This window comes from Aquifex sp., from assembly GCF_056494385.1.
Genome location: NZ_JBSLZM010000052.1, coordinates 1 through 11,670 on the forward strand (window position 1 = coordinate 1; position 11,670 = coordinate 11,670).

Sequence of the window (11,670 nt, forward strand, 5' to 3'; positions counted from 1 at the left end):
TTAGGGAAGATTTTCCCGAAAGCGAAATAGTGGGATACTTCTACGACCCAAACATACACCCCTACGAGGAGTATAAACTCAGGTATATAGAAACCGAGAGGATATGCAGGGAACTTGGTATAAAACTCATAGAAGGTGAGTACGATGTTGAGGAATGGCTTGAGGAGGTAAAAGGTTACGAGGATGAACCCGAGAGGGGAAAGAGATGCACAATATGTTTTGACTACAGGTTAACTAAATCCGTAAAGGTTGCTCAAGAGCTGGGGTGTGAATATCTAACGACCACACTCCTTATGAGTCCGAAAAAAAGTATTCCCCAGCTTAAGAGGGCAGGAGAAGAAGCAACGAAGGGGACTAATGTAAAGTTCTTGGCACTTGACTACAGAAAAGGTGGCGGAACTCAGGAAATGTTTAAACTATCCAAGGAAAGGGATATCTACCAGCAGGATTACTGTGGTTGTATATACGGACTCTTCAAACAAAAGGACATACCGGTTCAGTGGGACCTGGTAAGCTTTAAGGGAAGGAGACCGGGCTCAAAGGAAGAACGGTTATTTATAAAGGAAATAAGACTTAAGGCGGAAAAACTCGGCATTCCCGTAAAGGAGTATGAGTTTCCTTTCCTGAACTGGAAAGTTCTTGAGGGAAAAATAGAGGTGAACAAGGAAGTAATCCCTTCATACGTTCTTCCTTACTCCGTTTCGATAAGGGGGGTTGCAAAGGGAAAGGTTGAGCACGTAAACGGGGATAAACTTTTCCTGAATAAGCAAAACGTAAAGATAATATTAAAAGAACCCTTCGGAGATTTACCCTTAAGGGAAGCTACAACACTCGTGAACCCCACCTTTATAGTCCCATACGGATACAAAGAAAAGCTCCTTACCGAGAAGATAACCGCAACCCTTAGGACCGAATTTATACCGGAAAAGAGCGAGGTGCTGATACTCGGAAATATCAAAGCAAAGGAGTTCCTCGGCATTCCTGCGGATACTCTCCAGGACGGAAAGGGTGTAACGAAAGAAGACGTTTGTAGGTTTATTGAGGAAAATATCGAACATATAAGGAGGGGAGATTTAGCAGTCGCACTCCTCGGGGCTGAAAGTCTGGGGAGAAGCGGAAGCAGGTTTATAAGGGATTACCTCGGAAGGGAAGTTGAGTTAATATTTGAATGGACTTAAAGAATATTAGAATATTCTAATATTATGATATAATTATGTGGATGGAGGTGGCCATGGGAAGATTTCTCTTTCTCCTTCTTGTCGGTATAGCTTTTTCTGCGGAAATACCTCTAAGAGTTTTCATAGAGGATGCCCTTGAGAGGAACTTAGAACTCCAAGCTTATAAAAGGGAAGTGAAATCAAAAGAGTATGAATATAAATCCGCAAGGGCACTTTTATTTCCCACCTTGAAGCTTGAAGAAACATTTTCAAGAACCAATATACCTGCTTACGTCCTGTTTACAAAACTGAACCAGGAGAGGATAAGCCCGAACGACTTTGCCCCTAACAAACTCAATAATCCCGATGCGGTTAACAACTTTGAGACTAAGATAACCCTTGAGATTCCCATATGGATAGGAGGAAAGCTGAGAGCGTTTAAGGAGATGAACAGGTATAAGTGGATAGCTACAAAAACGGAATACGGGAGAAAAGAGGAAGAGGTTATTCTGAAGGTCTACAAGGCTTACGCTAACGCTGTTCTTGCAAAAAATGCGGTAAAAGTTGCGGAGCTTTCCGTAAAAGATGCAAAGGAACATATGAAGCTTGCAAAGAAAGCTTACGAAACCGGTGTTGCTCTGTTTGCTGACGTTCTAAGAGCTAAGGTTTACCTTTCAAAGGCAGAAGAAAAACTAACTCAAGCAAAAAACAACTACGAGGTTGCAAAAAAAGCTCTTGAACTTGTTACTAACAGGGATTACGGAGATTTTGATGTTGAGGACATAAAAACCTGCCCCAGGGTAAGTAAGGAGGAACTTAAAAAGGTAGCTTTAAAAAACAGGGAAGACTACAAAGCCGTTAACTACTATCTTAAAGTTCTGAAAGAGGCAAGAAGGGCTGTTCTGGGAGATATACTTCCCCACATCTTTGCCTTCGCTAATTACTCAACGTATGACAAAAATATACCTTTTGGAACTCAAGGGGATGGATACACCTTGGGTGTGGGTGTTAAGTGGCAGTTCAACACGGGCGGAAGCACTTTTCATAAAATAAGAAGTGTTGAGGAGCAAAGAAGAGCACTCCAAAAAAGAAAGAAACTCCTAGCAAAGGCCATTAACTTCCAGATAGAACAAGTATACGCAGAATACGAGAATGCTTTAAAGTCCCTTGAGTCCGCAAAGCAAAGGATAAAGGAAGCGGAAGAGGTTGTAAGGGTTATAAAAAAACGTTACGAGGTAGGAATGGCAAGGATGGTAGACCTTTTAGATGCACAAACCCAGCTTGATATGGCGAGATTTGAGTATGTGAAAGCTTTGAGGGATTGTAATATCGCTTACGCTAAGGCTCTGTATTCCGCAGGAATACTTAAAGAGGAGGTACTGAGATGAGAACCTTTATGAAATACTTTGTGTTTCTCTTCATTCCTATACTCATTACGATACTCTGGCTCTCGGGGGCCTTTCACGAAAAGATAGAAGCCAAAGAAGTAAAGAGAGAGAGGAAAGTAGTCAGCGGAGTGGTGATAAGACCCGTTAAGGTTGTGAAGGAAGTCCCGGTAGCTTACACGGGAACGATAGTAGCAGGAGACAGGGCCGAAATATCAACGAGGGTTATGGGTTATGTGGTTGACGTGAGATTTAAGGAAGGGGATTTCGTAAAAAAGGGACAAACACTATTTGTGGTAGACCCGAGGGATATAAGGGCTCAGGTAAACATAATGAGACAAAGGATACAACAGGCTAAGAAGAACTACCTCGCCGCACAGGCACATTACGAAGCAATTAAAAAGACCTACGAAAGGTTTAAGAAGCTCCTAAAAGAGGGAGCGGTAACTCAGCAGGAGTTTGACGAGGTTGAGGCAAAGTTCAAGGTCGCTAAAGCCCGGCTTGAGGCTGCAAAAGCTGAGGTTAGGGTAGCGAGGGAGGCTTACAATTCCGCAAGGGCTCAACTCTCTTACGCAGAAGTAAAAGCTCCCTTTGACGGATACGTAATAAGCAAACTGGTTGATAAGGGGGACATAGCAAGACCGGGATTGCCCCTCGCTGTTCTTGAAAGGAAACCCTACAAAGTTGAGGTAGCTTTTCCCGAAAAATATTTCGGAAAGATAAAGGTAGGGGACAAGCTTGAGGTTTACGTTGAGGCACTAAGGAAGACCTACATAGCAAAGGTCGTAGAGGTAGAGCCAGCGGTAAATCCCATGACGAGAACCTTCAAGGTAAAGGCACTAATAGACAGCAACGAGGTAAAAAGCGGTCTGTTTGCTAAGGTCTTCAAGATTGAAAGGATAGAAGAACCTACGGTGTTAATACCGAAGAGCGCGGTTTTCAAAAGGTGGGACTTTACAGGCGTTTGGGTTGTTGATAACGAGGGAATTATAAAGCTCAGGCTCGTTCGCCTGGGTAGAGAATATAACGGTTATTACGAGGTTCTTGCAGGTCTTTCTCCCGGTGAGAGGGTAATCGTAGAAGGTATAGAAAGAGCCTGTGATGGATGTAAGGTAGGAGGTTAATCCGATGTACGGATTGGCGGGAAGGCTCGCACACTACTTCATAGACTCCAAGTTAACGCCCATACTTATAATCGTTGCCCTATCCTTGGGGCTCTTTGCAGTTTTAACAACACCCAGGGAGGAAGAGCCCCAGATAGTTGTTCCCATGATAGACATCTTCATACCTTACCCGGGTGCTACACCCGAGGAAGTTGAGGCGAGGGTAGTCTTCCCCCTTGAGAAGAAGCTCTGGGAGCTCAAGGACATAGAGTATATTTACTCCGCTTCTATGAACGATATGGGAATAGTCACCGCAAGGTTTTACGTCGGAACGGACCCGGTGAAGGCTCTCGTTGATCTCAATTCAAAGATGATGTCTGCCCTTGATATGGCTCCTCCCGGAGTAATCCTTCCTCCCGTTGTTCGTCTCATGTCCATAGACGACGTTCCCATAGTTACCTTAACCCTCTGGGGCAAAAATTACGATTGGTATTCTCTAAGAAGACTTGCGGCAACACTCCAGAACGAGATTAAGAAGATTGACAACGTGGCTAACGTTTACCTCATCGGTGGAAGACCAAGGCAGATAAGGGTAATTCTTGACCCCAAGAAGATGGAGGCATACGGTGTGTCTCCCCTATACGTTGCCCAAATACTGAAGAGTGCAAACGCCCAAGCTATAAGCGGAAGGTTAAACAAAGGAAATACTGAGTATCTCATAAAGACAGGGACGTTCTTTAAGTCCGTTAAGGACGTTGAGAACGTAGTTGTAGGTGTAAGAAACGGAAGGGTGATATACCTAAAAGACGTTGCGAAGATAGTTGACGGGCCTTCCGAAATAAAGGATTACGTATTCTTCGGTGTGGGTGAGGCCCACGAGTACAAGGGAATAGAAGGAAAACCGGGGGAAATTTATCCCGCTGTTACGATAGCTGTTTCAAAGAGAAAGGGAACAAACGCTGTTGTCGTTGCGGAACAGGTTATAGAGTTTGTTGAACACCTGAAGGGTAAGGTAATCCCGAAAGATGTGAACATAACGGTAACGAGAAATTACGGTGAAACAGCCCAAGAGAAGGCTATGGAACTCCTTGAACACCTCTTCATAGCTACCTTCTCGGTGGTTCTCCTTATTGCCGTATCCCTCGGGATAAGGGAAGCGATAGTTGTAGGTCTTGCGGTTCCCGTTACCCTGTCAATAGCCCTGTTCCTGAACGAGATGTACGGTTTTACCCTCAACCGTGTTACGCTGTTCGCCCTTATATTCTCCATAGGTATACTCGTAGACGACGCTATAGTAGTAGTTGAAAACATTCACAGATGGTTTGAGATGCAAAAGCTCCCCCCGAGAGACGCTATAGTTCACGCGACCGACGAGGTAGGAAACCCCACCATCCTCGCAACCTTCACGGTTATAGCGGCACTCATGCCTATGGCTTTCGTCACGGGTATGATGGGACCCTACATGAGGCCTATACCCATTAACGCATCGGTTGCAATGTTCTTCTCCCTTCTCGTTGCGTTCATAGTTACACCTTGGGCATCTTACCACATACTGAAGAAGGAAAGGGAGGCTCACGAAATAAACATAAGAAAAACCTTATTCTGGAAGATTTACTGTCACATAATGTATCCGCTCCTTGCAAGTAAGGTAAAAAGGTATCTCTTTTACCTCTTCGTCCTCGGACTTATGGGAGCTTCTGTCGGAATGATAGCCACAAAGCACGTTCTCGTTAAGATGCTCCCTTACGACAACAAATCCGAGCTTGAGATTGTCCTTGATATGCCTGAGGGAACCACGCTGGAGGATACCCTTAAGGTTGCGAAAGAAATAGCAGATTACGTCGGAAGCTTCTCAATCGTTACCGATTACCAGATTTACGTGGGAACTGCTGCACCCTTTACCTTTAACGGACTCGTAAGACACTACTACCTCAGGCAAGCGTCTAACCTTGCCGAAATCCAGGTTAACCTCGTAGGTAAGCACGACAGGGACCTCCAGTCCCACGAGTTTGCAAAGCTTATAAGACCTAAAGTTCACGAGATAGCTGATAAGTACGGGGCTAAATACGTCGCAGTTGTAGAAGTTCCTCCGGGGCCGCCTGTTCTCTCTCCCATAGTTGCGGAAGTTTACGCACCCGATATGAAGACTCAGAGGGAGTTCGCCTGGAGGGTTCTAAAGATCTTCAAGGACTCAAAGGCTGTAACGGACGAAGGGATTTACCTTGAGTATCCCGCCCCCATGATAAAGTTCAAGGTAAGGGAGGATAAGGTAAAGCTTGCGGGACTTTCTAAGGAGGAGGTGGTTTACACCGTAAAGGCGCTGGTAGGCGGATGGCAAGCGGGTATAATGCAGACGACGGATACGGAACACGTTCCCATAATCATAAGACTTGATGAAAAGTTCAGGGTTCCCGAACTGCTCAAAAACATGAAGATACCGAACAGGGAAGGTAAGCTCGTACCTCTTTCTGAACTGGTTGAAGTTGAAGAAGGACCTATTCCTCAAACTATTTACCATAAGAACCTAAGAAGGGTTATATACGTAATAGGTGACGTTGCGGGAAGGGAGGAAGCGCCCATCTACGGAATAATGGATGTAAGGGATAAGATACTCAGCATTGAAAACCCGTACGGAGAGGTGGGAGAACTCTGGATGTCCTTACCCGTTATGGAGGACAGGGTTTACGTTAAGTGGGACGGAGAGATGCACATAACCCTTGAGGTTTTCAGAGACCTCGGTCTTGCCTTTGCGGTTGCTGTCTTCGTTATGTATGTTCTGGTTCTCGGGTGGTTCAAGGACTTCAGAATTCCCGGAATAATACTCGCACCCATACCCCTTACGCTCGTCGGTATCATCCCGGGACACTGGCTCATGGACAAGATAATGGGTAACGTGTTCTTCACCGCTACATCCATGATCGGTTTCATAGCACTGGGCGGTATTATCGTTAGAAACTCCATTCTCCTGGTTGACTTTGCAGAACAAAGGGTTAGGGAAGGTCTACCCGTTCACGTTGCGGTTGTAGAGGCGGGGGTAATCAGAACAAGGCCTATACTCCTTACCGCTGCAGCGGTTATAATAGGTGCCTTCGTCATAATCTTCGACCCAATCTTTAACGGACTTGCAATATCCCTCATATTCGGAACGATAGGTTCAACGACGCTAACACTCGTTCTTATACCTGTAATGTATTACGCTTCAAAGATTAAGAGAATGCCTCCCGAAGCATGCCCCACACCCGAGATGATAAAGAGGGACCTAATGGCGGATTAAGGCCTTTCCCTCTTCTAAAAACTTTTTTATAATTAAATGAACTTAAAATTTGATAGGAGGTGAAAAAGGCTTGGTTACGGTGATAGTGAACGAAGGAGAACCTATAGAAAAGGTGTTAAAGAGGTTCAAGTCCAAGGTTGAACAGGAGCAGATTTTAACGGAGTTAAAAAGAAGGGAACACTACGAACCACCCAGTGAGAGGAAGAAAAAGAGGGAAAGGAACAGAAGGAAGAAGATACTAAAGGCTCTAAAGAAGCAACAACAGCTCATTTAAATATCTCAAGGGCTGGGTTTACGGGGAGTTCCCCGTATCTCGCCCCTTCTACTACAACCTTTCTTCCTTTAATCTTTATCCTGTTTTCTGCGAACCACTGAACTGTCTGAGGGAGTATCTTGTGTTCCAACTTAAGAATTCTCCCGGAAAGGGTTTCCTCCGTATCCTCGGGAAGAACCGGAACAACGGCTTGAACTATGACTGGACCCCCGTCAACGCTTTCATCAACTATGTGAACGGTACAACCCGAGAACTTGGCTCCGAACTCCAAAGCCTGCCTCTGAGCGTTCAAACCCTGAAAAGCCGGTATTAAAGAAGGATGGATGTTTATAACCCTATTTGGGAAATATTTTAGAAAGTTTCCCGAAAGTATTCTCATAAACCCTGCAAGAACAACAAGCTCAACTTTTTTCCCTTTCAGTATTTCTGCTATCCTTTCCTCAAACTCCCTCTTACTTTTGAAGCTTTTTCTCTCAACAACTTCGTAAGGGATGTTATGCTTTTTGCACCTCTCAATCGCGTAAGCTTTCGGATTGTCCGAGACAACTATTTCTATGGACGCTTTTACCTTTCCCGACTCTATTGAGTCTATAATTGCCTGAAGGTTGCTACCCCTTCCCGACACAAGAACGCCTATCTTCAACATCTCAATAATTTTAAACTCTTATTTATGAGATACCTCGGACTCTGCACGGACTTATACGAGCTTACTATGGCACAGAGCTACCTATACGAGGGGAAAACGGGGAAGGCGGTTTTTTCTCTTTACATAAGGAAGTTGCCCGAAAGGAGAAACTTCCTAATAAGCGCCGGCCTTGAAACGCTTATAAGGAGGATAGAAAACTTTAAGTTCGGAGATGAAGAGATAAGGTATCTGAGAAGTTTGGGACTATTTAAGGACGACTTCCTTGATTACCTAAAAGAGTTTGAGTTTGACGGAAACCTTTACGCAATACCGGAGGGAAGGATTATTTTCCAAAACGAACCCATAGTTCAGGTTGAGGCGAGTATACCGAAGGCTCAGCTCCTTGAAACAATGGTTATAAACACAATACAGTTTGAGACGATGATAGCCTCAAAGGCTGTAAGGAGTTATCTCGTTGCAAGAGGTAAAAAGCTCGTTGATTTCGGTTTCAGAAGGGCTCACGGACTTGAAGCGGGAATACTTGCAGCGAAGGCTTCCTTTATAGCCGGATTTGACGGAACCTCAAACGTTGAGGCGGGAAGAAGGTTCGGAATACCCGTTGTCGGAACAATGGCCCATTCCTACGTGATGATATTTGAACGTGAAGAAGATGCCTTTAGAGCCTTTGCAAAGCTTTACCCTAATAACGCGATATTCCTCATTGATACCTACGACACAATAGAAGCTGTTAAGAAAGTTGTGAAGCTTGCGAAGGAAGGAGTCCCAACGGTCGGTATAAGAATAGACAGTGGGGATATTGTTAAGCTCACTAAGGAGGCAAGAAGGATACTTGACGAGAACGGCCTTCGGGATGTGAGGATAATTGTGAGCGGAGGAGTTGACGAGTATAAGATAAAAGAGTGGCTCGGGAAGGGTGCACCGATAGATGGCTTCGGTGTGGGAACTAAGTTCATAACCTCAGCGGATGCTCCCTACTTTGATATAGCCTACAAGCTCGTTGAGTATGAAGGGAAACCTAAGTATAAACTCAGTCCGGGAAAGAAAACATTTCCCTACAAAAGACAGGTATACAGGTATTATGAGGGGGGTAAGATGGTCTACGACGAAACTGTAAAATGGGAAGAGGAGAGGGAGGGAGAGAAACTCGTAAAGCTATATGTGGAAAACGGAAGACTTAAGGAAAAGCTACCGAGCCTTAAGGAAATAAGGGAAGTTGTTATGGAAGAGCTTGATAAACTCCCCGGGGAGTTCAAAGACATAGAAAGGCGTTGTGAGTATGAGGTTAAGATTTTATAATTAATTATTCGGTAGGAAGGGTGGCCGAGCGGTCGAAGGCGCGGCGCTGGAAACGCCGTGTGCCCCGTTTGGGGCACCGAGGGTTCGAATCCCTCCCCTTCCGCCATACTCCCCATGAAGGTAAGAATAGGAACGAGAAAGAGTAAGTTAGCCCTGTGGCAGGCGAACTACGTAAAGGAGTTTCTTGAAAAGTATTGGGGTGTTGAGGTTGAGCTTGTAAAGATAACAACCACGGGGGACAAGATAAAGGACGTTCCCCTTGCAAAAATAGGAGGGAAGGGACTTTTCGTTAAGGAGATAGAGAAGGCTCTCCTTGAAGGTGAGATTGACCTCGCTGTCCACTCTCTCAAGGACGTTCCCATGGTGATACCCGGAGGTCTTACCCTCGGTGCTATAACAAAAAGGGAAACCCCTTACGACGTTCTCATATCGAGAAACGGAAAAAAACTTTCTGAGCTTCCCGAAGGTTCAAAGGTGGGAACATCATCCCTAAGGAGACAGGTTCAGATAAAGAAAAAGAGAAGGGATCTGAAAGTAGAAGTTCTCAGGGGAAACGTTGACACAAGAATGAGGAAACTAAAAGAGGGCTTATACGATGCCATAGTTCTTGCCTATGCGGGTGTAAAGAGAATGGGCTTTGAAAACGAGATTACCGAAATTCTCTACGACTTTATCCCTGCGGTGGGTCAGGGAAGCCTTGCGATTGAGATAAGAGAAGGGGACAAAAGGGTTGAGGAGTTAATAAAACCCTTAAACCACAATGAAAGCTATATATCCGCTTTGTGCGAGAGGGCGTTCCTCAGGGAGCTTGAGGGAGGCTGTCAAGTTCCCATAGGAGCCTTTGCAACCGTGGAAGGGAAAGAAGTAAAACTGAGGGCTTTCATCTCTGACCTTGAAGCGGAAAGATTTATAGAGGGCGAGGAAAGAGGAAGGGTTGAGGAAGCAGAAGAGGTAGGAAAAAGGCTTGCCCGCAAACTTCTAAAAGAAGGGGGAGAGGAAATACTCAGGGAGATATACTCCCGATGAGGTTCTTAGGATTTGAGGTTCTTCCTCCCGAGGAGAATATGAGAAAGGATGAGGAGCTCCTTTTTAGTCTTGAAAGGGGTGAAATAGAACCTTCCTTCAGGATATACGAATGGAGTGAGGTATGCGTAAGCATAGGAAGAAATCAGAAGGAAAAAAACTTTCCCGTAAAGGTTGTAAGGAGACCTACGGGAGGTGGTGCACTCCTCCACGGTTGGGACGTAAGCTTCTCCATCGTAGGATACAGAGATGGAAAATCCCCGCTCAGGATTTATAGGGAGTTTTCCCGGATATTAATAGAAATCTTTGAAATTTTGAGAATAAGGGTATTTCTTGAAAGGAATAAATCTTATAATATGTGTGAATACTTTTGTTTCTTCTTTCCAACCTTCGGTGAGATAAAGACAGAGGAAGGGAAAAAGCTTGTTGCTATTGCTATGAGAACCCTTAAGAGGAGTTTCCTCATACACGGAAGTGTTTATAAATACTTTGATTATGAAGAAGCCGGAAAGATTTTAGGTATTAGTTCAAGAAGTTTAAAGGAGCGTATAACCTCTTTACGGGAACTCGGAATTAGTTCTGAGGAATTTAAAAAATTACTCTGTTCTTACCTTCCTTCTTTGCTTCGTAAAGCTTTTCATCCGCACAATTGATGTAATCCTCGGGAGACTTATCTCCCGTGTATATATCGCTACATACACCTATGCTAACCGTTATACTTATCTTCTTTCCTTCACACTCAACCTCGGTATGTTCCACAGCTTTTCTTAATTTCTCAAGAATTTTCACAGCATCCTCAAGACTCGTTGAAGGCAAAAGAACTAAAAACTCCTCACCACCATAGCGGAAAATGTAATCGGACTTTCTCATGTTCTTCCTTATAATTTTTGCAACGTTTTTAAGAACACAGTCCCCTACAAGGTGTCCGTAGGTGTCGTTTATCTTTTTAAAGTTGTCAAGGTCTATTATGGCCACCGAGAAAGGCATCTCTGTATACATAGATAGTTCAAGAATGTCTTCAAATACGGGTATAAGGAACCGCCTGTTCAGAAGTCCCGTGAGCGGGTCCCTCTTTAGCTGCTCGGAAACTTCCTTCAGCCTTACCGCGGAAAGAAGAGAAATAAGAGCGTATGAGTTCTTAACACAGATTTGGTAATAGAAGTATGCACTTATGTAATTTTCTTCTTTCAAGGATTCGTAAAATTTTTTTGCGAGTATATGAACTCTTTTATGGGTTTCGAGAATTTCTCTCAGAAATTTTTCCCTTAACCTGCCCTTTTTCAGTTTTACTAAATCCCTCCAGAGGGGACAGTTTCTGTAATCAAGGTTAACAGAAGGTTCGTAAGAGAGACTTATTACGTCCCTGAGAAAATGTATAGTCCATAAAAGCTTACTTTTTATATATCTCTCTTTTCTTGAATCCTTCAGAAGCTCTTTTATTAGTAGCTTTTCAAACACGTATTTATCTTTTTTCGCCTCACTAACTATAAATTCCTTTGAAGCTTCGTTTAC

General features: G+C 44.2%; 10 protein-coding genes and 1 tRNA gene. 9 read left to right on the plus strand and 2 right to left on the minus strand.

The features are described 5' to 3' along the window. The 5 genes from ACWB1W_RS03970 to rpsU form a co-directional block, all read left to right on the plus strand. The coding region (locus tag ACWB1W_RS03970) for an epoxyqueuosine reductase QueH (RefSeq protein ID WP_479370096.1) at window positions 1–1,178 on the plus strand (1,178 nt) is incomplete at its 5' end. A gap of 35 nt (window positions 1,179–1,213) precedes the next feature. Further along, window positions 1,214–2,545, plus strand: a complete 1,332-nt coding sequence (locus ACWB1W_RS03975) for a TolC family protein (RefSeq protein ID WP_479370097.1) — start codon at window positions 1,214–1,216, stop codon at window positions 2,543–2,545. Continuing rightward, complete coding sequence (locus tag ACWB1W_RS03980; RefSeq protein ID WP_479370098.1) at window positions 2,542–3,666, plus strand: efflux RND transporter periplasmic adaptor subunit; 1,125 nt, start codon at window positions 2,542–2,544, stop codon at window positions 3,664–3,666. Before ACWB1W_RS03975 ends, ACWB1W_RS03980 begins: the two co-directional genes overlap by 4 nt. 4 nt (window positions 3,667–3,670) lie before the next feature. After that, window positions 3,671–6,919, plus strand: a complete 3,249-nt coding sequence (locus ACWB1W_RS03985) for an efflux RND transporter permease subunit (RefSeq protein WP_479370099.1) — start codon at window positions 3,671–3,673, stop codon at window positions 6,917–6,919. A 70-nt stretch (window positions 6,920–6,989) separates the two neighbouring features. Then, complete coding sequence (gene rpsU / locus ACWB1W_RS03990) at window positions 6,990–7,193, plus strand: 30S ribosomal protein S21 (protein ID WP_459775830.1); 204 nt, start codon at window positions 6,990–6,992, stop codon at window positions 7,191–7,193. Here rpsU and purN read toward each other — a convergent pair. Continuing rightward, window positions 7,186–7,839 (minus strand): phosphoribosylglycinamide formyltransferase, encoded by a 654-nt coding sequence (gene purN, locus ACWB1W_RS03995; RefSeq protein WP_479370100.1) that lies wholly within the window; start codon window positions 7,837–7,839, stop codon window positions 7,186–7,188. The genes rpsU and purN overlap by 8 nt on opposite strands. 24 nt (window positions 7,840–7,863) lie before the next feature. Between purN and ACWB1W_RS04000 the strand changes: the two genes are divergently transcribed. The 4 genes from ACWB1W_RS04000 to ACWB1W_RS04015 all read left to right on the plus strand — a co-directional run bounded on the left by ACWB1W_RS04000 (window position 7,864) and on the right by ACWB1W_RS04015 (window position 10,811). Then, on the plus strand, window positions 7,864–9,135 hold the full coding sequence (locus ACWB1W_RS04000) for a nicotinate phosphoribosyltransferase (RefSeq protein ID WP_479370101.1): 1,272 nt from the start codon (window positions 7,864–7,866) through the stop codon (window positions 9,133–9,135). Window positions 9,136–9,149: 14 nt separating this feature from the next. Further along, window positions 9,150–9,241: transfer RNA gene (locus ACWB1W_RS04005), tRNA-Ser, on the plus strand. Between the two features lie 8 nt (window positions 9,242–9,249). After that, on the plus strand, window positions 9,250–10,161 hold the full coding sequence (gene hemC / locus ACWB1W_RS04010; protein ID WP_479370102.1) for a hydroxymethylbilane synthase: 912 nt from the start codon (window positions 9,250–9,252) through the stop codon (window positions 10,159–10,161). Continuing rightward, on the plus strand, window positions 10,158–10,811 hold the full coding sequence (locus ACWB1W_RS04015) for a lipoyl protein ligase domain-containing protein (RefSeq protein ID WP_479370103.1): 654 nt from the start codon (window positions 10,158–10,160) through the stop codon (window positions 10,809–10,811). The genes hemC and ACWB1W_RS04015 overlap by 4 nt, the downstream gene beginning before the upstream one ends. Here ACWB1W_RS04015 and ACWB1W_RS04020 read toward each other — a convergent pair. Next, on the minus strand, window positions 10,747–11,670 hold a 924-nt coding region (locus ACWB1W_RS04020; RefSeq protein ID WP_479370104.1), incomplete at its 5' end, for a GGDEF domain-containing protein. The genes ACWB1W_RS04015 and ACWB1W_RS04020 overlap by 65 nt on opposite strands.